This window comes from Flavobacterium sp. (assembly GCF_043722275.1).
In the GTDB taxonomy this organism is placed as follows: Bacteria; Bacteroidota; Bacteroidia; order Flavobacteriales; family Flavobacteriaceae; genus Flavobacterium.
This window is the reverse complement of record NZ_JAYSPC010000005.1, coordinates 1-25,473: the sequence shown is the minus strand read 5'-3', so window position 1 is coordinate 25,473 and position 25,473 is coordinate 1. Positions and strand designations below refer to the sequence as shown.

21 protein-coding genes are annotated in these 25,473 nt (G+C 33.9%); 7 read left to right on the top strand and 14 right to left on the bottom strand.

Going from position 1 to position 25,473, the window contains the following annotated elements; genetic code table 11:
• Positions 1–144 precede the first annotated feature (144 nt).
• The 7 genes from ACHZDT_RS00525 to ACHZDT_RS00495 all read right to left on the bottom strand — a co-directional run bounded on the left by ACHZDT_RS00525 (position 145) and on the right by ACHZDT_RS00495 (position 6,364).
• A complete protein-coding gene (locus ACHZDT_RS00525; protein ID WP_394772706.1) occupies positions 145–756 on the bottom strand; it encodes a hypothetical protein in 612 nt (203 codons plus the stop codon).
• A 10-nt stretch (positions 757–766) separates the two neighbouring features.
• Positions 767–2,008, bottom strand: coding sequence for an ATP-binding cassette domain-containing protein (locus ACHZDT_RS00520; RefSeq protein ID WP_394772705.1), 1,242 nt, complete (start codon positions 2,006–2,008; stop codon positions 767–769).
• Positions 2,009–2,177: 169 nt separating this feature from the next.
• Positions 2,178–3,023, bottom strand: a complete 846-nt coding sequence (locus tag ACHZDT_RS00515; protein ID WP_394772704.1) for a sulfurtransferase — start codon at positions 3,021–3,023, stop codon at positions 2,178–2,180.
• A 27-nt stretch (positions 3,024–3,050) separates the two neighbouring features.
• Positions 3,051–3,440 carry a DUF1398 domain-containing protein gene (locus ACHZDT_RS00510; RefSeq protein WP_213305824.1) on the bottom strand — a complete coding sequence of 130 codons (390 nt, stop codon included), beginning with the start codon at positions 3,438–3,440 and terminating at the stop codon, positions 3,051–3,053.
• Positions 3,441–3,557: 117 nt separating this feature from the next.
• On the bottom strand, positions 3,558–4,550 hold the full coding sequence (locus tag ACHZDT_RS00505) for an alpha/beta fold hydrolase (protein ID WP_394772703.1): 993 nt from the start codon (positions 4,548–4,550) through the stop codon (positions 3,558–3,560).
• A gap of 102 nt (positions 4,551–4,652) precedes the next feature.
• Positions 4,653–5,495 carry a maleylpyruvate isomerase N-terminal domain-containing protein gene (locus ACHZDT_RS00500; RefSeq protein WP_394772702.1) on the bottom strand — a complete coding sequence of 281 codons (843 nt, stop codon included), beginning with the start codon at positions 5,493–5,495 and terminating at the stop codon, positions 4,653–4,655.
• A gap of 32 nt (positions 5,496–5,527) precedes the next feature.
• The gene (locus tag ACHZDT_RS00495; RefSeq protein WP_394772701.1) at positions 5,528–6,364 is read right to left on the bottom strand and encodes a mechanosensitive ion channel family protein; all 837 of its coding nucleotides are present in this window, start codon (positions 6,362–6,364) and stop codon (positions 5,528–5,530) included.
• Between the two features lie 380 nt (positions 6,365–6,744).
• Here ACHZDT_RS00495 and ACHZDT_RS00490 point away from each other — a divergent pair, with 380 nt between their 5' ends.
• Positions 6,745–9,741: a LamG-like jellyroll fold domain-containing protein gene (locus ACHZDT_RS00490; protein WP_394772700.1), complete on the top strand. Its 2,997-nt coding sequence runs from the start codon at positions 6,745–6,747 to the stop codon at positions 9,739–9,741.
• A 78-nt stretch (positions 9,742–9,819) separates the two neighbouring features.
• On the opposite strand, the gene ACHZDT_RS00485 is transcribed toward ACHZDT_RS00490, so the two are convergent.
• From ACHZDT_RS00485 to ACHZDT_RS00465, 5 genes are all read right to left on the bottom strand, one after another.
• Complete coding sequence (locus ACHZDT_RS00485; RefSeq protein ID WP_089479560.1) at positions 9,820–10,257, bottom strand: thioesterase family protein; 438 nt, start codon at positions 10,255–10,257, stop codon at positions 9,820–9,822.
• A gap of 138 nt (positions 10,258–10,395) precedes the next feature.
• Positions 10,396–11,079 carry a hypothetical protein gene (locus ACHZDT_RS00480; protein WP_394772699.1) on the bottom strand — a complete coding sequence of 228 codons (684 nt, stop codon included), beginning with the start codon at positions 11,077–11,079 and terminating at the stop codon, positions 10,396–10,398.
• 32 nt (positions 11,080–11,111) lie between these two features.
• Complete coding sequence (locus ACHZDT_RS00475) at positions 11,112–11,579, bottom strand: hypothetical protein (protein ID WP_394772698.1); 468 nt, start codon at positions 11,577–11,579, stop codon at positions 11,112–11,114.
• Between the two features lie 42 nt (positions 11,580–11,621).
• The gene (locus ACHZDT_RS00470; protein ID WP_394772697.1) at positions 11,622–12,290 is read right to left on the bottom strand and encodes a hypothetical protein; all 669 of its coding nucleotides are present in this window, start codon (positions 12,288–12,290) and stop codon (positions 11,622–11,624) included.
• A 106-nt stretch (positions 12,291–12,396) separates the two neighbouring features.
• Positions 12,397–13,674, bottom strand: coding sequence for a Na+/H+ antiporter (locus ACHZDT_RS00465; protein WP_394772696.1), 1,278 nt, complete (start codon positions 13,672–13,674; stop codon positions 12,397–12,399).
• A gap of 379 nt (positions 13,675–14,053) precedes the next feature.
• On the opposite strand from ACHZDT_RS00465, the gene dnaK reads away from it, so the two are divergent.
• The 5 genes from dnaK to ACHZDT_RS00440 all read left to right on the top strand — a co-directional run bounded on the left by dnaK (position 14,054) and on the right by ACHZDT_RS00440 (position 19,148).
• The gene (gene dnaK / locus ACHZDT_RS00460; RefSeq protein ID WP_394772695.1) at positions 14,054–15,937 is read left to right on the top strand and encodes a molecular chaperone DnaK; all 1,884 of its coding nucleotides are present in this window, start codon (positions 14,054–14,056) and stop codon (positions 15,935–15,937) included.
• 205 nt (positions 15,938–16,142) lie between these two features.
• On the top strand, positions 16,143–16,697 hold the full coding sequence (locus ACHZDT_RS00455) for a helix-turn-helix domain-containing protein (RefSeq protein WP_394772694.1): 555 nt from the start codon (positions 16,143–16,145) through the stop codon (positions 16,695–16,697).
• On the top strand, positions 16,694–17,944 hold the full coding sequence (locus ACHZDT_RS00450; RefSeq protein ID WP_394772693.1) for a tyrosine-type recombinase/integrase: 1,251 nt from the start codon (positions 16,694–16,696) through the stop codon (positions 17,942–17,944). Before ACHZDT_RS00455 ends, ACHZDT_RS00450 begins: the two co-directional genes overlap by 4 nt.
• A gap of 5 nt (positions 17,945–17,949) precedes the next feature.
• The gene (locus tag ACHZDT_RS00445; RefSeq protein ID WP_394772692.1) at positions 17,950–18,699 is read left to right on the top strand and encodes a hypothetical protein; all 750 of its coding nucleotides are present in this window, start codon (positions 17,950–17,952) and stop codon (positions 18,697–18,699) included.
• A gap of 107 nt (positions 18,700–18,806) precedes the next feature.
• Positions 18,807–19,148: a helix-turn-helix domain-containing protein gene (locus tag ACHZDT_RS00440; RefSeq protein WP_394772691.1), complete on the top strand. Its 342-nt coding sequence runs from the start codon at positions 18,807–18,809 to the stop codon at positions 19,146–19,148.
• Between the two features lie 420 nt (positions 19,149–19,568).
• On the opposite strand, the gene ACHZDT_RS00435 is transcribed toward ACHZDT_RS00440, so the two are convergent.
• Positions 19,569–21,527 (bottom strand): sigma 54-interacting transcriptional regulator, encoded by a 1,959-nt coding sequence (locus ACHZDT_RS00435; protein WP_394772690.1) that lies wholly within the window; start codon positions 21,525–21,527, stop codon positions 19,569–19,571.
• A gap of 104 nt (positions 21,528–21,631) precedes the next feature.
• On the bottom strand, positions 21,632–23,194 hold the full coding sequence (locus ACHZDT_RS00430) for a sigma-54 interaction domain-containing protein (RefSeq protein ID WP_394772689.1): 1,563 nt from the start codon (positions 23,192–23,194) through the stop codon (positions 21,632–21,634).
• A 288-nt stretch (positions 23,195–23,482) separates the two neighbouring features.
• Between ACHZDT_RS00430 and ACHZDT_RS00425 the strand changes: the two genes are divergently transcribed.
• A partial coding sequence (locus tag ACHZDT_RS00425; RefSeq protein WP_394772688.1) for a sensor histidine kinase occupies positions 23,483–25,473 on the top strand: 1,991 nt, incomplete at its 3' end.

Sequence of the window (25,473 nt, the reverse complement as noted above, 5' to 3'; positions counted from 1 at the left end):
ATTTTAGAATAAAGAAAATAGAGAAAAGATTTCTCGTATAAAAAAGCTCCTATTGGAGCTTTTTTTGTTTTTACCATTAAGATATTAAGTTAGTTAAGGTTTTAGCTTAATTTTTCTTAATCTCTTAATGGTTTAAAAACTTTATCAAAGACTTTTAATTGTTAAATTAATTATTTTTACTTCGCCGTTTGTGATGAAACCTAGTTTTCCTTGTTGGCTTAAATTGCTTTTTTCAAGGGAACATTCTAATGTGGTTTCGTTATTTACAGAGAAATATAATTGGTTATTGAGTACTTTGACTTTTATCGCGTACCATTTATTGTTTTCTAATTTCATTGGTTTTTTAAACAAAGTAGGACCGCCGCGTTTTTCGTATTCGTCACTTCCTTTTTTGTAAACACCTCTGCCAATCACGATATTCTGATCAATTTGATAGAGATAAGTTCTAATATATTGTTCTTTTTCGATGTTGAGCATAACTTCGAACAAGGATTCTTTGGTCATGTTTACTTTAAAATCAATTTCATAATTTTCCGGGAGTTCCTTTTTAGATTCTATTACGCCCCAATGCATTGGACCTCCAATTCCTTTTAAGGTATCTTTTTGCAGAAACCATTCTTTTGGATTTGATTTCCATTCTGATTTTAAAGTGGCGCTTTCGCTGATTTTGTATTCTTTTTTAGTTGTTGAAATTGTACCACAACACGAACTGATTATTAGCGAAAATACCAATAATGCGAGATATTTAATTTTCATTTTTGTGTTTTTAATTGAGCTCCGAATGGTATTTTATTTTACCAATTGATCCTGTTGGAGTTGGTAAAAGTTCAAAAACCGAAGTAGGAGCGAGGCCAGATTCTACGCGATGTGACACATATAAAATGCTGACGTTTGTTTCTTGTTTGATGGTATTGATTAGCTGAATTACCAAATCGACATTTTCGTCATCTAAACCTTCTACGGGTTCATCCAAAATCAATAATGGCGGATGTTTTAAAACGGCACGAACTATAAGCGCAACTCTTTGCTGACCAATAGAGAGATCGATGAAACGTTTTTTGTGTAAATGACTCATTTCAATTACTTCAAGCCATTGCGTAACGGTTTGTTTTTGTAAAGTTGTTGGCTCAATATATAAACCTATAGAATCGAAAAATCCGGAAAGAATCATTTCTTCTAAAGTGTGCCCTTTTTGAAATAAATCGGTCATGGAAGTTGTGAAAATCCCGATTTGTTTTTTGATATCCCAAACGCTTTCTCCGGTTCCTTTTTTTCTTCCGAATAAATGTAAATCCTGTCCGAAACCTTTTGGATTATCTCCTGTTATTAATGATAGAATGGTACTTTTTCCGGAACCATTTGGACCAATTAACTGCCAGAATTCACCTTGTTTAATTGTCCATGAAATATTGTCTACAATTTTGCGATCGTCATAACTTACCGAAACATTTTCCATTTTGATTAATACACTTTCGTGGAAGGAATGTAGCTCAATCGCTTTTGGAATCGCCGATGTATTTAAGGTTTTAAAATGACTTTCGGTTTTTGAAATGGGATGTAATTCGAATGTATTGTCTTTGATTTGCGCTTTATTTGGAACAAAATGAAGTACATCAGTAACACGATTTACAATTTGGATAATGGCAATTTCATCTGTTAAATCTTTTAAAGATTCGGCTAAAATTACGCGTGAAGCCTGATCTAAATGATCAAACGGATTATCGAAAATAATGAAATCAGGTTTTTGATTGATGCAGTACTTCAGAAATTCTTTTTTGCGTTCGCCAGATGAAAAAGTTCTTAATTGTCTTTGAGATTCCGGAGAAGCTGCTACAATATCGTATTGGTATTCTTTTTCGATGAATTTCTCAATGGCAATGTCTGAAAACAGAATTCCTTTTTTGTCATTAAAAACGGATAATTCTCCTTTGGCTTCGCCAGAAATTAAAGTTTGTATAAAAGCTTTTTTATCTACCTGATTCGATAAAAGTATATCCCAATGCTGCATTTTTTAAAGTATTTATTTGACTATGTCTTAATATATAGTGGCGTGTAAATTAATTTTTTTTTTGCCACAGATTAAAAAGATTAGAAAGGATTAATCCTTTTAATCTGTGAAATCTGTGGCAAAAAAGTATTTTACGCAAAACATATCTTTTAGGTATGTATTGCTGCGGTTATTTGATTTCTTTTGTTGCCATTTCGCGATTATTTCTTGACCATTCGCTCCAGGAACCTACATATAATTTTGGAATAGGAATTCCGGCGTAATCCATCGCTAATAAAGTATGACAGGCGGTAACTCCGGAACCGCAATGCACAATTATATTTTCAGGTTTTTTATCGCCTAAAATTTCCGAATATTTTTGAGCTAAAATTTCTGCCGAATTAAAAAATCCGTCTTGATCTAAATTTTCGCTAAACGGAACATTTATTGCGCCAGGAATATGTCCGGCAATTAAATCCAGAGGTTCGGTTAAACCATCAAAACGATTTTTATCTCTAACATCAATCACAATATTTTCATCGTTATTTCGTGCTTTTTCGACCTCATCGATATTTGCCTGAGATAGTTTCCATTCTGATATTGAATAATTTTCTGTTGGTTCAAAATATTCAATTTCTGAACTTATAGGAAAACCAATTTTTATAGCAGCTTGCAAACCTCCATTTAAAACCTGAACTTTTTCGTGACCAATTGCTCGCAACATCCACCAAAATCGGGCTGCAGCATTTGAGCCGTTTTTATCGTCATAAATTATAATGTGACTTGAAGGAGAAATTCCGAGGTTTGAAAGTACTTTAGAAAATTTCTTAAATGATGGCAAAGGATGTCTTCCTCCGCTTGACGGATCATTTTCTACTGTTGCTAAATCCTTGTTTAAATCGACATAACGGGCACTTTTTAAATGTTCGATTTGATAATTTTCTTTGGCATTAATTCCTGCTCTGGCATCGACTAAAATAATGTTAGATGAATCTTTTAATTTTAATAAATCGTCGGGGTTTATAATTGGTGTCATTGAGTTATATTGATTTGTTTTGAAAAATTATCCCGGAATTTTCTCGATCAATATTTCGTTATTGGCTTTATCAAAATAAGTACAAGTCATTTCGAGAATATCAATGCGCCATTTTGCAATTCCGGATTGCGCGGCATGATTGCAGAACGTTAAATAATCGGTTTGACCGTCCTGATGCATCACTAAAAATTCAATAAAACGCTCTTTATTGGCAACTGGCGCAATCTGAATTTCAGGATATTTTTCGTCAGATGAAACGGTGTAACCATTTACGCCGTAATATTCTACATTTCCATTATTGACAAATGTGTCATATCCTTTTACGCCCAAAATTATCAAATCTTGTATATAATTTGGAAAATCTGCACCGCTTTGTACTTTGGCATGTGCTTCTTTTATTTGTTCGATTGTAAACATGTGTTTTTAGTTTTTAAGTTAAAGTTTGCCACGAATTTCAAGAATTAGCACGAATTATAATTTAACATTATACAAATAAAAATTTGTGATAATTCGTAAAATTGGTGGCTAAAAAAATTATGATTTCAAAAATACGATTAATGGTTTTATAAATTGCTCGAAAGATTCTATATGCGGTAAATGTCCGGTATTAGGAACTTCGACCAGTTTTGAATTTGGTATTATCTTTTGAGTTTTTTTGCCAAGTTCCAGATAATTTCCCATCGTTTTTCTAACTTCTTCAGATACGAGAGGTTTTCCTATCGCCGTTTTATCTCTCGTTCCGATGATTAAAAGTGTTGGACTTTTGATGTTTTTGAATTCGTATAAAACGGGTTGCGTGAAAATCATGTCATACATCAAAGCGGAGTTCCAGGCTACTTTTGCATAATCAGGGGCTGATGTCCAGCCTGCGCCAAGTTCTGCCCATTTTTGGAAATCAGCGTTCCATTTTCCATCATAATAATTTGCCATTTGGTAGCTTTTTATGTTCTGATAGTTCTGCTTTAATTCAGATTCGTACCACCAATCTACGGGTTTATAAGGAACAACAAGTTTCCAGTCTTCTAAACCAATTGGGTTTTCGAGAACCAGTTTTTCAGTAGTTTCAGGATACATCAAAGCAAATCTTGTCGCTAACATTCCGCCCATTGAATGCCCTAAAATGGTTGTTTTTTGGATTCCTAAATGGTCTAGTAATTTTTTGGTATTTTCTGCTAATTGCTGAAAAGTGTATTGATAATTATCCGGTTTAGATGATTTCCCAAATCCTATCTGATCCGGAACAATTACTCTGAAACCTTCTTTTGTCAAAGCTTTAATTGTAGTTTCCCAATAAGCGCCGTTGAAATTTTTACCGTGAAGCAAAACGATATTTTTATTGTTATAATTTTCCGGTTTTATATCCATATACGCCATTTTAAGATTTTGACGCTGATTGCTCAATTCTAAAAACTGAACAGGAAACGGATATTCATAATTGGTTAAATTAATATCCAGCGCTTTTACATTTTCCTGCTGCGAAAAGCAAAAGAACGGAAGCAGTAAAAGAATAAGTTTTATATTTTTCATTTTTTGAATGTATTTCGTTTTCGAGTATCTATAAAATTAAAGTTAACGATTTTAAAATCAAAAAATAAAATCTTAAAATTATCAGAAAATATCTACTGGAAATTATGCCATTACGGCTACAATATTCAAAGCAATTTCAGCTAATTTTCTATCTCCTGAAATTTCCACTTTTTCTTTGGCTTCAGCCGGAGTCATTCCTTTTGAAAATAATAACCACGCATTATTCGGATCAATTTTGATAGTTGCAGTTGGTTTACTATCAGACTGTTCAAAGAATCGCCAATGATCTTCTTCCTTAATGATATTCCATTGACCGCCAATTTCAGTATTTACAATTAGCGTAACAATGGTTCCTTTTTCCGCTTCTGTATCTTTATAAGTATGTGGCAATGCATACATAAATGTACTGATGAAAGGATGAAATAACTCTTTTGTTAAAAGCGCTTGTTTACCAACGGCATTCCTAATTTGCTGTTGATGAAGGAATTTTTCAGTGTATTCCCTTGCGATATGAAACCAGTTTAACGAAGTTTCTTCGCCAGCCCATGCAACTGAAAACAACGCATTTTCAAAAGGATTTAATGTTTGTAAATGGTCTGAATATTGCTTTCCTGTAGTTTCTAATAACTGTGTTAATACAAGAGGACTCAATCGTTTTGTTGCATTTGTCCATGTCATATTAAGCTGATTTAAAAAAGCAACTAAATCTTGATACGAATTTATATTTTCAGGTTTTTCTCCAAAATAATGATCTCTGGATATCGACAAACCTCTTAAATTTCCGTCGAGTAAATGGGAAGCTATATCTTTTACGGTCCATTTTCTGGCAACAGTTTGCATATTCCATTCTTCCTCAGTTAATGATTTTAAAAGTTCGATTAACAATTCATCTAATATCGCAAAAAGATGTAAAGTTTTAATAGGTACAATTTGCAAAGCTGCCATAACAGAATTATTTTTTAGGAATGTTTGTGTCGTTATTTTTTTATAGTCACGACTTGTTGCGGATACGGAATATCGATATTGTTTTCGTCAAAACGTTTTTTGATGCTTTGCAATAAATCGCAATACATCACAAATCCATCTGTAGAATTTTTTGCCCAAGCCCACGCTTTTAATGTTACGCTTGAATCTGCGAGTGCAACAACACGAGCGATGACTAAAGGTGTTTCTTGCTTTTTATTTTCGGCAGTTCTGGTATCAATAAAAAACGGATGTTTAGCAACTTCATCTTTCATGATTTCTAATGCGTTTTCGACATTAGATTCATATCCAATTCCAATTTCGATTATTTTACAGCATTTTGTATCGTGCATATTTGTATTCACAATAATTTGATTGCTAATGACCGAATTTGGAATTATGATTCGGTTATTTTCTGCATCTTTTAAAACCACTTGTCTTAAATTGATATCTTCAACTGTACCAACAAAATTGTTGATCGTGATTTTATCATTGATTCTGAAAGGTTTGAATATTACCAGAAAAATTCCGCTTACGATATTGCTTAAAGCTTGTTGAGAAGCCAAACCGGCAACCAGCGAGATAACTCCGGCGCCGGCTAAAAATGAATGTCCAATGATTTTAAATTCAGGAATTTGGATCAATGCAAAGGCAAATCCTAATATATAAATAACGGTTATGATTAAGTGTTTTAAAAACCTGAAACCCGTTGCATCATATTCTTTATTACTCAGTTTTCGATACAAAAAATAGCGTAATACTTTATCTGTAATTGCGCCTAAAACTATCGTAATAACGGCTATTATAGCAATGAAAATTCCAATTCTAAAGTCTTTTATGTAATCAATCATACGTTTTAATTTTTAAGAAAAAATCTAAAATATCTGTTATAATTTTGGATTGGTAATTTATGAAATGACTTTTTGATTTAAAATCTATTTCAAAGTTGGAAAAGCTAATTTACGAAGTTTACCTGTTTCTGAAGATTTATAATTGTCATAATCAGTAAATTATTATGTAATAAGATTTTTTGTTACAATCTTTAAAGTAAATTATGCAAAAAGGCATATTCTCTGATTTTAAATTGATTTGAGGATTTAATGATTCGGTTTCATTGTGGAATGTTTAACGTGTTGATATTTTGTGTTTTAAATCAGGATAGGACAGGACGGTCTCTGTTTAGCATATCGCTAATTTGGTTATAACTATTTAACCATTATAACCGTTTACTATGAAAAGAATTACTTTAACCTTTAAGCATTTGCTTAAAATTTTTATGATTTTTGGTTTACTTACAACCATTTACGATTTAAAAGCTCAAACATTAGCTTTTCCTGAAGCTACAGGTTTTGGACGTTTTACTACAGGCGCGCGAGGTGCTGCAAATCCGCAAATTTATTTAGTGACAAATTTAAACGATAGCGGAGCAGGTTCGTTTCGGGATGCTGTGAGTCAGGAAGGCAGATTTGTAATTTTTAAAGTTGGTGGTATTGTCAATTTGCAAACTCAGGTTGTCGTAGCAAGCAACACAACTATTGCGGGTCAAACTGCAACCGGCGAAGGAATTGTGTTTTTAGGACCACGCGTTACATTTTCAGGAGCGAGTAATACAATTGCCAGATATCTCAGGATTCGTTACGGCGGAACTGCTCAAAATCAGGATGCATCAGGAATTTCAAGCGGTGCTAATTTAATTTTGGACCATATGACTTTTACTTGGGGAACTGATGAAGTTTTTTCTATCAATTGGGATAATAAAGGCATAAGTCCTGATAATATCACGATTCAAAATTCGATTATTGGTCAGGGATTACATCGTCATAATCATTCGGCTGGAGGATTGATGCAGCCTTCCGGCGGAAAAATAAGTTTGATTGGAAATTTGTACATCTGCAATAAAACCCGGAACAATAAAATAAAAGGAATCAATGAGTTTGTGAATAATGTGGTTTACAATTGGGGAAATTACGGCAATACTTACGGACACGCTGAATCTGGAGACGCTTATATTATGGGCGGAGATTCCGCAGGAAGTTCTGATGTTAATATCATCAATAATTACTTTATTGGCGGACCAAATACCAGCACAACAATTTCGACGCCGTTTAATAGAGGAAATGATAATTTCTCTTTATACGGTGCGGGAAATTATTTTGATAACAATAAGGACGGAGTTTTAAATGGCACATTAGTTCCCGCAGATTTAACGGGATATCCTACGGGAAATGCATCGACGATTTTGTCCACGCCATATGATTATCCTATGAAAAATACAACGCTTTCTGCCTTAGATGCTTATAATAAAATTGTGCAAAATGTTGGTGCTTCGTACCCAAGACGCGATCAGGTTGATAATTTAATGATTTCTGATTTGATGTCTAAAGGAACAACTGCGACTTATGTTTATGTTCAAACTGATTTAACGCAGAAATTTGGTTTTATAAACGGAGGCGCAGGGCATGTTTATGGTGCTCTGGCTCCTTTAGATACTGATACTGACGGAATTCCTGATGCTTGGGAAGATGCAAACGGTCTTGATAAAAATACTGCCGATGCTTTATTGGTGAGTACAAATCATGCACCTTATTTGAATATCGAAGTGTATATTAACGGATTAACGAATGAAACTCCTCCTGATTTTATTATTCCGCCATCTGATATCACTTTTACAAATGTGGTTTCTACCGAAATTCCCGCTTCAAGTTCTTTGACTTTGAATTGGACAGATAATGCTTTAAATGAAGATAATTATGTTTTAGAACGTTCTTTAAACGGAATTAATTTTACTGTAATTGCAACTTTAGGAGCTAATAATACAAGTTATAATGATGAAAATTTGATCCCGAATACTCCCTATTATTATCGTGTTAAAGCAACAAATAGTTCAGAATCATCTGTGTATAATTCAATAGCAATTATAACTACACCGCCAATTCCGTCAGCGCCAACTAAAGCAATTTCTCCAACTCCTGCAACGGGATTTAATAATGTTGAATTATCAAATGGAAATGCAACTTTAAAATGGAGCGGAAGTTCGAATACGGTTAATTATGCAATATATTTTGGAACAAATGTTTCAAATTTAATCAAATTGGCCGATATTCCGTATGTTGCAAGTCCGTCTTATCAGGTTACGGGATTAAATCCGGCAATAAATTATTATTGGAGAATTGACGCTGCAAATGCTAAAGGAATTGCAACGGGCGATGTATGGAGTTTTTGTACTTTAACGCCAAATCTTGTTGGTCATTGGCCGTTTAAGGAAACAGCATCTGAAGGAGAACAAATAGAAGATATTTCAAGTTATGTGAATCACGGTTTATTAGATGCAAATTTTGATAATACGGCTGTAAGAGTTCCCGGAAAGGCAAATAATGCGATTGATTTTTCGACATCTTTAAACAATAAATCGATGGTCAATATCCCGAATCAGGATTATTTATTATTTGATAAAAATTCGTTTACAGTTTCATTCTGGATGAAAGCTGCTCCGGCTTTGTTACCAGTTTCTTCAGCAACAAGTATTTATTTATTGTGCAAAGGATCGTTTACGAAAAATGCTATAACTGGTGCAACTGGCAAAAGGTATAATATAGAGGTTAAAGGTGGACTTTTACGTTTTGCAATTGATGACGATATCACAAAAAGAGAATTAACAACGGCTGCGGCAAAATATTTTACGGGAGATTGGGTAAATGTGGTTATTATGAGAGATGTTATTGCGCATAAAATGAGAATTTATACTAATGGTGTTTTTTCGGCTGAACTTGATGAAACAGCAGTTACCGGAATTGCTGAACCTACAGATTTGATAATAGGGAATATTGGTGAACTTGAATTATCTTCAGGTACAGCGCCGGCGCCATATAAAGGTCTGTTTGATGAACTTCAAATATTTAATTATCCTTTGAATGCTACTGAAGTTTCGGGTTTATATACTCAGGTTTTTTTAAGTACGGATAAATTCAGCGTCAACAAAAATAATATTATTGTTTATCCTAATCCTGTAAAAGATCAAATTTTTATCAATATCCCTAATTATAATTTATCTTTTGCAACGGCAACTTTAAGCGATATGACGGGGAAAATTATTCTTAAAGAAAAAATATCTTCTGACGGAAATGGCGTTTTTTCTCTAAATATTGCCAATAAAAAAGTGAGAGGAATTTATATGCTTACTATTTCGGGCGAAAGTTTAAATTGCAATTTTAAAGTTGTGGCTGAATAACAAATAATCTATTTATAACTAAAAAACCGTTACAAATTAATGTAACGGTTTTTGTGTTTTATAATCAATTTGATTGGGTTAAAGTCCTACGAAGTCATCACTTTTTGGAAAAATACTCAATGCTTCAATAGCAATTTCCGGAGTTGGAGAGGCTAATTTTCTAAGTTTTGTATCCATCCAGGCTCCGTCAACGGTAATAACGGCACAAAGTGTATCATCTTCTTTTCTAAATTCGTGAATAATGGACCAGCGCGAAGCATCGGCTTTCATTTTTGAAGTTTTAGTGTGAAGAAATATTTTATCAGAAAGTTTTAATTCTTTTCTAAAAATACATTCTTCTCTAAATAAAACAGGTCCAAAGCTTTGTGTTTGCATTACTTTTAAAGTTAAACCTAATTCTTCAAGGATTTCGATACGATGTTGTGCACCAAAATCGTAATAAGCGCTATGACGAACGTGAAAATTTGGGTCAAGATCTGACCAGCGAAATGATAATTCTTTAATAAATGAAGCCATTTTAGTTGTATTTTAAATTCTTTAGGAGAAATTTTTTTCCTCTAAAGAAGTATTAATTTTTAATGAAAATCGAAATTACAAATAAAAAAGGAAACTGTTTGTTAGAAAAGTCTAAAGAGTTATTCAGGTCAGATTAAATTAATATCCTTTTTCAGAATAAATATTGAATTGTTGAAATGAAATTTCTCCAAAATCCTTTACGGTTTTCAGTTTGTCAACGTTTGAGATTAAGGCTTCGGCATCTGGCGCGGAACTTGGATTAAGAATATAATTGATAAAATGATCTTTGTATAAATACCAGTTATTTTTGGCTTTATTGAATTTAAAAGTTGTGATGTGTTCCCAATGATGTCCGCCGGAAATACGATGTTCAATAGAAAAATAACCGTTTTTAATTGCGATTGCATCAAAAGGATCACCAAATAAACCACCGCAATCGATGCAATAAGCTGCATTTTCATTTTTATAAGCGAGTTTATAACTTCCGTCTTTTTGACCTAATAAAAGTAATACAGGTCTTTTGTCTGGTTTGTTTTCATCCATATTTGACGTTGTTTCTTCGGTTGCTTTGCGCAAAACTAAAATACAATCGTCTATTTTGTCAAGATTTAAATCACCGTTTTGTTGTGCAATTGCTTCGTAGCCTTTTGGAATAAATAATTGGATTTTTTTATTGGTAATAGTAATTGTTTCGTTGAAAGTATCGTGTTTTGGGATGGCTTTTGCCGATTTATTATTTGTGGTTTTATTGGCAGTTTTTTGTTGTGAAAAAGTCAAATTTACACTAAAAAGGAAGAATATGAATATTACAGATTTTTTCATTCTGGTTTATTATTTGGTTAACAGATATTAGTTTACAGACTTTCTAAATTATCCCATTCATATTCAATTTTGTTTAATCTCATATAATACGGAATAAGAAGTAAAATTTCTATACGTAGTGAAAAAGGACCATCTTTTGCAGTAAACGGAAGCACAAACATTGAAACAATACAGATTACGACTCCGCAAACAGCATCCATTTTGCCAATTGAAATTGCATTGGGCTTTTCGAACCAAAGGGAATATGCCGCAAATCCTTTTAAAAGCATAATGGTAATTATAAAGATTCCGGTTCCTGAGAAAGCAGTATCGCTTGAAAAACCATAAAGCGATAGGTTTATATTTGGTATGAAAATGTTTGCGATAACTGCACAAATGGAGCAAAAGGTTAAAATCATAAATATCCAACAAAATGTTTTAATCCACCATGGCAAAAGTTGTCTTCTGATTATGGGTTCTTTGTCAAATTCATCAAAATGACTTTCTAATTCCTGATTCATATTCCTGGTTGGGTATTTTAATTTATTATTGAGGATTCTAAATTATATTATCTGAGTAAAAATCAGAATAAAAAGAGTGATTTGTATTCCCAGAATAATCCAGAAAAAGTTTCTGCTTGGTTGTGAAACATTTTTTAAAACTGTGATTGTTTTTTCTTTAATAACATCTGATAAATTTATATTTTCATCGGTAAAATCAACATCGTCCAGACTTACTTTTCTAAAACCGAAAATGATAATTTTTTTTAACCATTTGTTCTCTTTAGAATCTTTGATTTCCTGTAATACTTTTAGTTTCAGTTTTGCAGTATCAGTTCCTTTTTTTAATAAATCAGGATGGTTTGAGTTTATTTTGCTGAGAATCTTGTCAATGATTGGATAAAGTAAAACTTCGCCTTTGTCTGATATTATTTTATTTATGGTTTTTGATAGTATGTATTTATTTCCAAGGGAAAACAATAGAAAAGGAAGGATAAAAATACAAAGTACGGCTAAACTAAACCCAATTGGTCTGAGTGCAAATAATACTAAAACTATGGCAATTCCGTTTGCATGTGCCAATCCGGGACCAGACGAGGATTGATAAATAACGGTACATAAGGTTAGAACTGCTATAAAAGCAACTAATAATTGTCCGATAATATTTATTTTAATAAAACTGAATGTTGCGGTGCTGAATAGTTTAGTAATGTATTTTAAATTGTCATTCATTGATTGTGGTATTTTTTTGATTGGTTATTATGATGGGTAAAAATATAGAAAAAACAGTACAAAAACGGAATGATTTTAGTTATTCAATATTTAAAATTAAAGCACTTTATGGGAGCAACTTTTTTGAAGATTCTTTCTCTTCCTTAACATTTAATTTTTTTACAATCCAAGGCAAAGTAAGTCCTTGACCTATAAGTGTTAATAGAACGACGGCTACAGAAATAAATATAATTACGTTTCGTTCCGGAAAAGGTGTTCCGTTTTCTAATTCCTTTGGTATACCAATAGCAATTGCCAGGGAAACTATTCCGCGCATTCCGGACCAGCTGAGAATAACACTATTTTTAAAATCTAAAAGAGCGTGTTCACTAACTTTTCGTTTCCCTTTTATGAATGCTTTTTGAAGATTTATTTTCTGAAAAAAGATTCTCACCATTCTAATAAGCAAAGCAACAATGGTAATGATAATGGCATATCCTATATAAGGTAAAATCATATGGGCATCGATATTTTTTAAGATATATCTAAAGTTGAGTCCAATTAAGATGAAGATTAAACCATTTAATAGAAAGATTAGAATGTCCCATAAACTTCTGGATTGGTTTTTTAGACTTTCGGGAAATATTTTTTTGCTGAAACGAGCAATAGCAAGTCCTAAAATAACTACGGCAATTACGCCGGAAACATGCAATTGTTCTGCAATTAAATAGGTTACAAACGGCATTAATAGCATAAAACTAATTGTAACGTTTACATTTTTATGTACTCTGGTTAATATAAAGCTTAGAATTTTTGCCATTACAAAACCAACCAAAAAACCACCGCCTAATAATAGTAGAAATTGCAAGGTTGCTTTCCAGATTACAAAAGCGGAACCCATTACGGCTGCAACAGCAAAACGATAGGCAACTAATGCCGAAGCATCGTTAATTAAGCTTTCGCCTTCGAGTATGGTAATAGTTTTATGGGGAATTCCAAGTCCTTTTGTGATGCTTATGGCTGCAACAGCATCGGTTGCAGAAAGTATTGCGCCAAGTAAAAATGCTAAAGGCCATGTAATATTCGGAATCATGTAATGAGCAACTACGCCAATCCAAAATGTAGTTAAAAAAACCAATGTTATTGCAAGTGTACTGATTGTATTGATATTGGTTTTGAAATCTTTAGGGGATATATTAAAAGAAGCGTCGTATAATAATGGCGGAAGAAATATCAGAAAGATAATTTCGGGATTTATTTCGATTTCGCCCATTGTTGGTATAAAACCAATTGCAATTCCGACTATCACAAGCAGAATTGGTTGAGGAAGTTTTATTTTATCAGCAAAAGCTGAAAGACCAATTACGATGGCGAGTATGAATATAATGATGCTGTAGTTTTCCATTTTGGCTGATATTGAATTTTAGAAAGTTGCTAATGTAAGTATTTAAGGATTTAATTGAAAATATTGAAAGACATTAAACTATCAAATTAGGATAATCTTATAATGAAACCAAAAAGCCTAGCCCTGATAGAAGCGGCATCCTTTTTCTGGCTTCTTTAGCCGGGAAAAGATATAGCGCATAGCAGGAAACAGCTCCTGATAATGACACTTAAAGTGCTGATATGCCACGAATGTCAGGTTTTTGAAATGTCATGTTGTCAGATATTTTTAAATGTGCGGACAGTAAAACTGACAATTTACTTTGGTTTTTTATATTGGCACAAAGATTGACTTATGCCACGTAAGTTATAAATGTATATCAAAATTAAATATATAAAAAATGGGTAAAATAATCGGAATTGACTTAGGTACGACGAACTCTTGTGTTTCTGTAATGGAAGGTAACGAAGCAGTTGTTATTCCTAACGCAGAAGGAAAAAGAACAACGCCATCTATCATCGCTTTTGTTGAAGGTGGAGAAATTAAAGTAGGTGATCCTGCAAAAAGACAAGCGGTAACGAATCCTACAAAAACGATTGCTTCTATTAAACGTTTTATGGGACACACTTTTGCTGAGACTACAAACGAAGCAAAAAGAGTTTCTTATTCAGTTGTAAAAGGTGACAACAATACGCCACGTGTGGATATTGACGGTCGTTTATATACTGCTCAGGAATTGTCAGCAATGACTCTTCAAAAAATGAAAAAAACTGCTGAAGACTATTTAGGTCAAACTGTAACTGAAGCGGTTATTACTGTTCCTGCTTACTTTAACGATGCTCAACGTCAGGCTACGAAAGAAGCTGGAGAAATTGCTGGTCTTAAAGTTATGCGTATCATCAATGAGCCAACTGCTGCGGCACTTGCTTACGGATTAGATAAAAAAGGAACTGATCAAAAAATTGCTGTTTACGATTTAGGTGGAGGTACTTTTGATATCTCTGTTCTTGAATTAGGAGACGGTGTATTTGAAGTATTGTCTACAAACGGTGATACTCACTTAGGTGGTGATGATTTTGACCACGAAATTATTGACTGGTTAGCTAATGAATTTTTAGCTGAAGAAGGTATTGATTTACGTCTTGATCCAATGTCATTGCAACGTTTGAAAGAAGCTGCAGAGAAAGCAAAAATTGAATTGTCTTCTTCTTCAGAAACTGAAATCAACTTGCCATACGTAACTGCTACTGCTTCAGGACCAAAACACTTAGTAAAAAAATTAACAAGAGCTAAATTTGAGCAATTAACTGATTCATTAGTTAAACGTTCTATGGAGCCAGTTGCTAAAGCATTAAAAGATGCAGGTTTATCTGTTTCTGATATTGACGAAGTTATCCTTGTTGGAGGTTCTACTCGTATGCCAAGAATTGCTGACGAAGTTGAAAAATTCTTTGGTAAAAAAGCGTCTAAAGGAGTTAATCCTGATGAGGTTGTTGCTATTGGAGCAGCTATTCAAGGTGGAGTTTTATCTGGAGATGTAAAAGATGTATTGTTACTTGACGTTACACCTTTATCTTTAGGTATCGAAACTATGGGTGGTGTTATGACTATCTTAATTGAGGCTAACACAACTATCCCAACTAAAAAATCTCAAGTATTCTCTACTGCTTCTGATTCTCAACCATCTGTTGAGCTTCACGTATTACAAGGAGCCAGAGCAATGGCTGTTGATAACAAAACTATTGGTCGTTTCCACTTAGATGGTATTCCACCAGCACCAAGAGGAGTTCCTCAAATTGAAGTTGCTTTTGATATTGATGCTAATGGTATCATCAAAGTAACTGCTACTGATAAAGGAACTGGAAAATCTCACGACATTCGTATCGAAGCTTCTTCTGGATTAACATCTGAAGAAATCGAAAAAATGAAACAAGATGCTGAAGCTAATGCTGAATCTGACAAAATCGCAAGAGAAAGAGCTGAGAAATTAAACGAAGCTGACGGTATGATCTTCCAAACTGAATCTCAATTGAAAGAGTTAGGAAGCAAATTAGCTGACGATCATAAAGTTGCTGTTGAGTATGCTTTAACTGAATTGAGAATGGCTCACCAATCTCAAGACATTCCAGCTATTCAAACTGCTCTTGACAACATCAATGCAGCTTGGAAAACAGCTACAGAAGCTATGTATGCTCAAGGTGGTGATCAAGGTCAACAAGCTGCTCCACAACAAGAGCAATCTGGAGACAATGTTGAAGACGTTGAATTCGAAGAAGTCAAATAAGTACTGATTAATATCAGTTAACAATAAGTGCTAAACCGCTGTGAACGTAATGTTTACAGCGGTTTTTCTTTTTTATTCTTTTTCGTTTCTGCTGTTTTTTAATCGATTTTTATCATATATTTGTACCACATTTGTACCGGCACTTAAATGGATACAAAGTGGCACTTATGTATATTTATGGTACCTTAATGAGGAGACAAAGGCGATGAAAAGAATAAATAAACAATGTCTTAACTGCGGTGGGGAATTTTTGCCTAAAACCGTGACTTCTGTTTACTGCTCGCATATATGCAGTAAAAAAGCATACAAACAGAAGAGTAAGCAGCTTAAAAATGAAGCGGAAATCAAAGCACTTGCAGATAAAATACCCGAGAACAGGGCATTTATTTCTGTCCCGGAAGCTGGTATGCTTTTTGGTGTTGCTAAAAGAACCCTTTACCGGCTTGTCGGCCAGGGAAAAATTCCGTCGGTTAATCTGGGAACCCGCCTTGTAAGGATAGACCGCAGAGTGATGGAAGGGAGGTTCGGTCCTGCCCGCAGTCTGCCGCAGGCTGAGAGCGCACCGAAGAAAAAATTATACAGCCTTGAAAAAGAAGACTGCTATTCCATCGGCGAAATAGCCCAGAGATTTCAGATTTCAGAACATTCAGTCTATAATCATATCAGGAAATATTCAATACCCACCAGACAGATCGGAAAGCATGTATATGCTCCAAAATCAGAAATTGATAACTTGTATAACGGAAATGATTTTATATGAAACAATTAGCAAAAACCAAGGTGACTGTGCGTCTTCGAAAGGCAGAAGACCGAAAGGAATGGTATGTTTACATAGAAAGCTATCCTGTAGAGGTTTCCGGAAAAAAAACTCCCCAGAGAATCCGTGAATATTTAAACAGATCTGTAACAACAGTGGAGTGGGACAAGAAAAGAACTGCCCGCACAGATGCAGAGGGTATAAAAACCTATAAACCCAGACGTAGCGATAACGGAATAATAAACTGCAGAAGCGAAAGCGACCGTGAGATAATGCTGTATGCTGACGCAGTGCGTAAAATCCGACAGAAAGAATACGATAATACAGATCTGTATAGTGATACTGAGAACCTATTGGCTGAACAGAAAGAAAAAGCAAAAGAGGATTTTATTAAATACATTGCTACGGTGGCGGCTAAAAGGCACGCCCGAAGTTCAAAATCCATTCAGATCACTTGGGAGCGCACAAAAGAATTTTTAAAAAGCTATTCAGCTGGCAGCCTAATGTTTTCCCAAATTGACAGCAGAATGGCGGAAGATTTTAAACTTTTTTTATTATCAGCTCCGCGCGGAGGAGGTAAAAATGGAATCCTTTCCACCAACACTGCGGGAACGTATTTTTCGATATTTAAAGCCGCTTTGAAACAGGCTTTTATTGATGGATATTTAACCGTTGATTTATCTTCGAAAATAAAAGGCATCCCTGAGCAGGAGTCAAGACGTGAATATCTCACTATTGAAGAATTGAACGCACTGGCCGAAACGCCATGCGAAAAAGACGTCCTTAAAAGAGCGGCGCTTTTCTCAGCGCTTACAGGTTTGAGGCATTCCGACATTCAGAAGCTCCGCTGGAAAGAGATAAGTCTGGAAGACGGCAGGGCCAAACTGCATTTCACACAGAAAAAGACAAAGGGTGTCGAATACATGCCTATTTCCCAACAGGCTTTAGATCTCTGCGGAGAACTGAGGCTTCCCGGACAGCTTGTCTTTGAGGATCTGCCGGACCCGTCGTGGATTTCACGTCCTCTGAAAAAATGGATTGAATCTGCAGGCATTAAAAAAAATATTACCTTCCACTGCTTCCGCCATACATTTGCAACACTTCAGCTATCAAGCGGGACAGACATTTATACGGTCAGTAAAATGCTGGGGCATACCAATGTAAAAACTACTGAAATCTATGCCAAAGTAATAGATGAAAAGAAAAACAGTGCTTCGCAGGCAATACAATTGGAATCTTTAAAGAAATAAGCGCAATGAAAATTAAATACTTTGAATATATCACAGTTTACCTGTCTGTTTTTTTAGTCTGTGTCTTTGTCGGTGTAATCGGAAGACTGGTGCTGCTGGAAAAAGGTGCCGATGAATATACAGCCGGCGTTTTCTTTTGGATCAGCACTGGATTTGGAGTTTTAATGTTTGCAATTCTAAGTTTATTTCTAAACGATTTGGCTGAGAGATTGGTGAATCGTTTTTCGAAGGCAAAAAAAAATGAATCGCCTGAAAACCGCATTCCATGTGAAGACCTTGAAAAAATAGAAGAGGAGCCACAGTATGCTTTAATTAAGCCCGAATTGCCTGAAAATAAAAACGCAGCCATCGATATTCAGCAGTTAAGGGAGCAGCAGCAAAATGCAGCCAGTAATCAAAAACAAGCCAGAATTGATACCGTCATCCGTTATGCGCAGCACGAGTTCGCGCTTTACGTGTCGGACGACGATTTGAAACAATTGGGCAGGAATATAATCATATATGCAGAAGGCATAAATTTTGAAAAGATTAAACCGGTAAAAGTAAAACATCTGTCCAATCTCGATCTGTATCATTTTGGCTGGAATATCTGGAATTGTTTTAAAGTCAGCAGACAGGACGGAGCCGCGCAATTTTTAAAGCTGACGTTTGCTGACGCTTTAAAAGATGTTGAAGAGAAAAGCATTAAAACGCATCTCAAAGATGATGAACAGAAAGGTCTTATAAAGATTATGGAAGATATTACCGATTTTTAAATGCCAATAACTATATAGCACTGTGTTTTTCAAGTGTTTCTGCCGTGACGAAGGACACAGCAGAAACACTTTTTTCATTTGTACCATAACTGTTAAAAACAATAGCTATGGACACAAACGAAATCTCTTTTGAGAACCTGCCCAAAGCAGTAGCGCACTTAGTGAAAGAAATTGCCGAGATCAAACTTCTGATTCAGAATGTACAGGTATATGAATCTAAAGAAAAAAGTATTCCTATTGGTATTGAAGAAGTAAGCCGACTTATAGGCAAAGCAAAGCCTACAATTTATGCTCTTGTAAGGCAGAGAAAAATACCTTGCTATAAATACGGTAAAAAGCTCTATTTTTTTGAAGAAGAACTTTTAGATTGGATCTCTAAAGGCAAAAAGAAAACAATACAGGAAATCGAATCAGAAGTATTGAAATATAATCATAATCGAAATAAATAGATGGATAACAGCCAGCAGGAATACTTATATCACTCTAGTAGGTCATCAAAAAGCATTTAATACGAAACGATATGTTATCTACAGACAGGTAATTCATGTTGTTAAGATATTTAAAAGCAATTATTTGTAATGTTTTTAAACATACAGGTTTCTAATTTTATGAGACTGTTTTTCTTCATTTAAGCGGTAAAAGACCCCTTTTTGAACGGAACAAAAAAAGATAGTGTCATTCTATCTTTTACATTGGAATACGTACCAGGTTACATATTTTATTCTTTTCTCACGTATAAAGGAATGTAAACTTTAATTTTAATGTCAGATTTATGTATTCCAATTGACATTTATATTTTAATCTTAATAACTAGTGCTTCGTTTTTAATGAAAATTGCTCACTTTTAAAACAATATATTTTATTAAGTACTAAATAAAGTTCTTTGTAATTCCCAATTTTTTGATTTTTGCAATCAAAGTATTAGAAGGGATATCCATTATTTCGGCAGCCCCGCCAGCACCTGAAACTTTGCCATTGCATTTTTTGAGCACACTCATAATATAATCTCTTTCCATTTCTTTTATAGTTTTGAATTCGGTGGAAGTCGCAGTCGGGGAAGCTGAGATATTTATTGAGTTGTGAGAAATTTCAATATGATTAATGATTTCACCGTCGTTAAGAACAATACTTCTTTCAATTAAATTTTCAAGTTCACGTATATTACCTGGCCATGGGTAACTGATAAGTTCGTCCAGAACCTTTGGCGAAATTTTTTGAGGTTTTTTACCCATTCTTTTTGATAGTTCTTCTAAGAAATAAGAAACCAATATTGGAATATCATCTTTACGTTCACGTAAAGGAGGAAGCATGATGGGGAAACCATTTAAACGGTAATACAAATCAAGGCGAAATTTACCTTCTGCAACTGCTTTTTCAAGATTAAGATTAGTCGCTGCAATGACTCTTACATCGGTTTTGATTACTTTATTACTGCCAAGACGAGTAATTTCTTTTTCCTGCAAAATGCATAAAAGTTTCACTTGCATATCCAAAGGCAGATCTCCAATTTCATCTAAGAATATAGTTCCTCCAATGGACTGTTCAAACTTTCCTATTCTAAGATCGGTGGCTCCAGTAAAACTTCCTTTCTCATGTCCAAAAAGTTCTGATTCCATTAATGATGCAGGAATTGCGGCGCAATTAACTTTTATCATTGGTTTCGAAGCCCTTGGAGATAAATGATGGATGGCTCTGGCAATTTTTTCTTTTCCTGTTCCGCTTTCCCCCAAAAGCAAGACTGAAATATTAAAAGAGGCAACTGTTGCAAGCTTTTCTTTAATTGCCTTAAAATTTAAACTATTACCAATAAGCCCTAATTTTTCATCAGAAAAACGATCGTCTAATATGGTATTATTTCCTTTAAGATTTTGAGATGTTTTGTTATTGCTTATAATATGAGGAAGTATAAAATTGCTTAATTTAGGAATACAATTGGCTATGTTATTCAGTAAGGGGTGAAGCCTTGTTACAAGAGCATTGTGATCTTCTGTAAAGATGTTTTTATTTTTACTATAGAAGGAAAAAGTCAACAGTTTTGACTGTGATATTTCTATTGATTTTGCTATCATTGATTCTACTTTATAAGCAAGACTGATTTGCTTATCCATTTCATTCGATTGACACATTTTATTAAAATCCATAGCATTAAATAACATACTATTGGAATCAGGGGTCGTGTATTTGATCCAGATTTCATTATTAGGCTTTCCGATAGTATCCATAAATTCTGGGCAGTCGATAAAATCAAAATCATTTTTGTTATTCTTAAGAAAAGCATGTCCCCCGCCTAAAAATTTTTCCTTATCCTCCCAACAGATCATAAAAAAATCAAAAGGAATATACTGTTCTAAAACTTTAGTAATCTTAACCAATTTCTTAATCTTATCTCCCGGTTCTGCTATTAATTGGAGTACTTTACTTTGCAAATCTGTTTCTTGATGTAATTTATATTCAATATCATGATCATATCGGTATTGTGCTACATCGAGCGTCACGAGGATATCTTTTTCTCTAAAGGGCTTAACAAGAAATCCATAAGGTTTAGTAGCTTTTGCCAGTTCTAATATACTCTGGTTCGAATTGGCAGAAACATATATAAAAGGTATGAAAAGCTCCATTAGCTTATTGGCAAGATCTATACCTGTTAGCTTTCCAATAAGATAAATATCCAGAAATACCCATGCTGGTCTTTCAGTATTTATTATCTGCAGTGCTTCAACAACTGATGAAGCGATGCCCGCAACTTCATAACCGGCACGTTCAAGAATCATTTGGAGATCACTAGCGATAATAAACTCATCTTCAACTATTAGTATTTTACCTTTCATAAGTGAAATTTACGCTTAAATAATGACATCATAATTAATTTGGGTTTTTTTGTTCTGAATTTTTAAATTGAATTGTTTGTAAATGTTCTCGTAATGACAATGTTTTATATCACGCAATGTTCTTTTTTGATATTAAGACGCCGAATTTTAGAATTTAATGTTGTGGAAGGTATTTGAAGAATCTCAGCAGCTCCTCCAATACCGCCAACTTTGCCATTACATTTTTTTAAGACCATAACAATATGGTTGCGCTCGACTTCGTCGATCGTGGGTATATATCCTGGATTTTCGTCATTCTCAGAAGGTTGAGCAAGGACAATATGATTTATTACTTTATCTGTATTTAAAATTAAAGTTCGTTCAATTAAATGCTCGAGTTCTCTTATATTACCAGGCCAGTTACAAGCCTTCAACTGTTTGATTACCTTGGAAGAAAATGCAACTTTTTCTCTTCTTTCAACTGGCATATATTTCTTAAGAAAATGATAGGCAAGTTCAGGAATGTCATCCTTGTGTTCACGTAATGGAGGTAAAAAGATCGGAAACACATTTATTCTGAAAAAAAGATCCATTCGAAAAGTTCCCTTATTTATTTCCTGAATTAAATCAACATTGGTTGCTGCTATAATTCTGACGTTAACTTTTATAATTGTATTTCCTCCAATGCGTTCAATTTCTTTTTCCTGAAGTACTCTTAATAATTTGGCCTGCAAATCTAAAGGCAATTCTCCAATTTCATCTAAAAACAAAGTACTGTTATTGGCTAGTTCAAACTTACCCTTTCTTTGTTCTGTCGCTCCAGTAAAACTGCCAAGTTCGTGTCCGAAAAGTTCGCTTTCAATTAAATTGGGAGGTAGAGCCGCGCAGTTAATCTTAATCATTTTATGATTCCTTCTCGATGATGCCGTATGTATTGCATTTGCAATAAGCTCTTTTCCTGTTCCTGTTTCTCCCATTATAAGTACTGAACTATCTGTTTTGGTTACTTTTTTGACAAGATTATAGATCTCTTTCATTTTATCCGAAGAACCAATCATAACAGGATAGTTAGTGGCATTCGATTTTGTAATCATTTTAACGGTATTGTCAACTGGACTAGTTTGAAGTTTTTGGTTATTATCTAAAGATTGTATGTTATTTTCAACGTGAATGAAGTTTCCAAGTAATAATGAAAATTGCCCTCCAATTATTTTTAAGAGATCAACTCTCACTTTTCCAGGAATCATCCAAAGAATTCCAAAGTTTTTTTTCCCTATTTGAAGTGCAGTTGCTGTTATTCGTCTAATGCCTAAAGTTTTCCAAAAATGAATATATAATGGAACCTCATCAGATAGTAGCAATTCTTGTACATCAAATAGTATTGGTGAACCATTATCTAGTATGCGTTTTACAATCCAGTCATTTATAATTGTATTTGGTGCGATGTTTTCATGAGTTATAGTTGTAGAAAGTTTTAGATTTTCATCTGTAAGAAATAAATTGCAAGCCCCATATTTATTGATAGTTGTAATGAAGAAGCCTTTGTTCATTTCAAGCGCATTCATTAAACCCTGAATTGAATTCGTTAAATCAACTGTATCTGAAATAGTACACAATTTTTGTAGGAACGACAAAACGATGGCTAATTCAGTATCACTATCGAGATTTTCGGCTGGACTATTTAACATAGTATATATTGTTAAGTTTATTTTCTTTGGTCTAATCGGATCCAGTAAAAAAAAAGTACTATTTAATTTACTTTATGTTTTTTATTATACTAAAACCTAGCCAAAACGCAATACATTGATTAATAGCGATTTAGTTATTTTTTGTTTTGGTTAATTTTACCATATTTGGTAAAAACTCGTAGCTATTTACCAAATAATATAAATACTTAACATATTCATTAAGAATCTATTTTTAATTATTTACATTTAATTTCTCTAACGATCTTAATTGATTTGCAAACTTGACAAATGAAGATAAATTCTCCTAATTTGATGCTTTTACTTGCGATAACATTATTGGTGTTAAACGCCCAGATTTTAAATGCGCAAAAAATAGCTTCATTTGATTCTAAGAAAACACTCTTGATGGTATCTGCCGGATTTTATACCGTAAAAAGTTTTGCGAAGGTGGATTTGGACAGTAGCCTTGTTATTTCTGCTTTACGTTATCGTGGAAATAAAATTCCCATTATTTGTGAAGGTTTTGAAGATGCCTTTATCACTCGAAATTGCGGCTGGCTCAATAGTAATTCTGAACCTGATTACATTATAAAGCAACTTAATAAAACAAAAGGACCTGAACATACACGTCTGTGTCTTTTATTGGGCGCGTTTTATAGTTTTCATTCTGGTTTTGATAAAAAATATACTGATTTAGGAATCAAATTTCTCACCCAGGCAAAGAAAGAAGCAGACTTGCAGCAGAACCAATTGTGGTCACTGCAGGCAACCTGCCTATTAGGAAAATGCTATATGAAGCAGGGTAATATTGAAAGAGGCAAGTTATGGTTTAATATCATTACTGATAACAAATCTGCAAATGATGAAATAAAAGCAAAGGCATGGAATTACGAAGGGATGTATTGTCCGTTTTTGGCGGAGACTGGTGCTTTCCGATTGGTATGCTTAAAAAAAGCCGATAAGCTATATGATAAATTAAAGGATAATGGTAATCAAATCAATACCTTAATGAACATTGGCTATATGAGTTTTGCCGTTGGAAACATAAAAGATTCGAATGAAGCTACATTAAAATCCTTATCAATACAAAAAAGAAATGGTTTTATTCACCAACAATATTCCTATGATCTTTTAGCTTTTTTATCCGGTTTAGTTCTAAAGGTACCATCTCAAATAAAATTTGCAATGAACGCAGTTTCATTTGCCGAAAAAAACAAGGATTCCTTAAACATGGGACATTTTTACGAGAGTGTCGCTGGAGCTTATACTAATGAAAAAGAGCAAAATGAAACAGCACACTGGCGAGATAAGGCATTACAAAGTTTCCAAAAATATGGAGGAGATGCAGAATTATGGGTTACATTATTAGATTTATCTAATGATAACTTTACTACTGAGAAAGCGAACGCACTCATTTCGCTTATTGAGAAAACGTGGAAGAAAGATCCTCCTCCAGATGCAATGGCCGAAAAAAATGCTTATCAGGCATTGGGAGTCTGTTATAATAAACTTGGCATTTATACCAAAGAACAATCTTATCTTCTAGCAGCAAAAAAACTTGATAAAAAAAATACAATGGTGAGAGGTGGAATATCAGATTCACGATTGGATTTTGTAATAGGAAAAAATTATTTTCATTTAAAACAGATAGATTCCAGTAGAAAGTATTTAATGAAAGCTATAAAAGCGCCACAAGTTTCAAATATTAATTTGATGAATGCTTATCTCGTTTTATATAAAAATGACTCCATGCAGGGGAATTATAGAGATGCTATGATTAATCTCAAAACTTTCTCCGATATGTATACTGAATCCACAAATCAAATCGAAAGCAAGCAGATAGTAGATTTAAGTATAAAGTACCACACGCTGCAAAGAGAAAAGAAAATTCAATCACTTGAAATATCAAACGTACTTCAGAAACAAAAAGACGAGTCGGCCAGAAAAATATTTTATGCCGGAATTATTGTTTTATTGTTATTAATTGGGCTGATTTACGGTCGTTATTATTTGAATAAAAAACGTAACAAGGAAATAGACGCTCAAAATTTAGTATTGCAGAAAATGAATGCGCAACAGGAGACGCTAATAGGAGAGAAGGAACTCTTGTTACGTGAAATACATCATCGTGTTAAGAATAATTTACAAACCACTGTGAGTCTTCTTAATATACAATCTGCCCATATTGATAATGAAGTTGCTCTAGAAACTATCAGAAGTAGTCAAAGACGTATGCAGGCCATGTCTCTCATTCATCAAAAACTGTATCAGTCAGAAAA

What these genes read in the sequence shown, in the direction of transcription:
- ACHZDT_RS00525 (WP_394772706.1), bottom strand. Translation starts at nt 756, where the DNA reads ATGAAAATTAAATATCTCGCATTATTGGTATTTTCGCTAATAATCAGT.
- ACHZDT_RS00520 (WP_394772705.1), bottom strand. Translation starts at nt 2,008, where the DNA reads ATGCAGCATTGGGATATACTTTTATCGAATCAGGTAGATAAAAAAGCT.
- ACHZDT_RS00515 (WP_394772704.1), bottom strand. Translation starts at nt 3,023, where the DNA reads ATGACACCAATTATAAACCCCGACGATTTATTAAAATTAAAAGATTCA.
- ACHZDT_RS00510 (WP_213305824.1), bottom strand. Translation starts at nt 3,440, where the DNA reads ATGTTTACAATCGAACAAATAAAAGAAGCACATGCCAAAGTACAAAGC.
- ACHZDT_RS00505 (WP_394772703.1), bottom strand. Translation starts at nt 4,550, where the DNA reads ATGAAAAATATAAAACTTATTCTTTTACTGCTTCCGTTCTTTTGCTTT.
- ACHZDT_RS00500 (WP_394772702.1), bottom strand. Translation starts at nt 5,495, where the DNA reads ATGGCAGCTTTGCAAATTGTACCTATTAAAACTTTACATCTTTTTGCG.
- ACHZDT_RS00495 (WP_394772701.1), bottom strand. Translation starts at nt 6,364, where the DNA reads ATGATTGATTACATAAAAGACTTTAGAATTGGAATTTTCATTGCTATA.
- ACHZDT_RS00490 (WP_394772700.1), top strand. Translation starts at nt 6,745, where the DNA reads ATGAAAAGAATTACTTTAACCTTTAAGCATTTGCTTAAAATTTTTATG.
- ACHZDT_RS00485 (WP_089479560.1), bottom strand. Translation starts at nt 10,257, where the DNA reads ATGGCTTCATTTATTAAAGAATTATCATTTCGCTGGTCAGATCTTGAC.
- ACHZDT_RS00480 (WP_394772699.1), bottom strand. Translation starts at nt 11,079, where the DNA reads ATGAAAAAATCTGTAATATTCATATTCTTCCTTTTTAGTGTAAATTTG.
- ACHZDT_RS00475 (WP_394772698.1), bottom strand. Translation starts at nt 11,579, where the DNA reads ATGAATCAGGAATTAGAAAGTCATTTTGATGAATTTGACAAAGAACCC.
- ACHZDT_RS00470 (WP_394772697.1), bottom strand. Translation starts at nt 12,290, where the DNA reads ATGAATGACAATTTAAAATACATTACTAAACTATTCAGCACCGCAACA.
- ACHZDT_RS00465 (WP_394772696.1), bottom strand. Translation starts at nt 13,674, where the DNA reads ATGGAAAACTACAGCATCATTATATTCATACTCGCCATCGTAATTGGT.
- dnaK (WP_394772695.1), top strand. Translation starts at nt 14,054, where the DNA reads ATGGGTAAAATAATCGGAATTGACTTAGGTACGACGAACTCTTGTGTT.
- ACHZDT_RS00455 (WP_394772694.1), top strand. Translation starts at nt 16,143, where the DNA reads ATGAAAAGAATAAATAAACAATGTCTTAACTGCGGTGGGGAATTTTTG.
- ACHZDT_RS00450 (WP_394772693.1), top strand. Translation starts at nt 16,694, where the DNA reads ATGAAACAATTAGCAAAAACCAAGGTGACTGTGCGTCTTCGAAAGGCA.
- ACHZDT_RS00445 (WP_394772692.1), top strand. Translation starts at nt 17,950, where the DNA reads ATGAAAATTAAATACTTTGAATATATCACAGTTTACCTGTCTGTTTTT.
- ACHZDT_RS00440 (WP_394772691.1), top strand. Translation starts at nt 18,807, where the DNA reads ATGGACACAAACGAAATCTCTTTTGAGAACCTGCCCAAAGCAGTAGCG.
- ACHZDT_RS00435 (WP_394772690.1), bottom strand. Translation starts at nt 21,527, where the DNA reads ATGAAAGGTAAAATACTAATAGTTGAAGATGAGTTTATTATCGCTAGT.
- ACHZDT_RS00430 (WP_394772689.1), bottom strand. Translation starts at nt 23,194, where the DNA reads ATGTTAAATAGTCCAGCCGAAAATCTCGATAGTGATACTGAATTAGCC.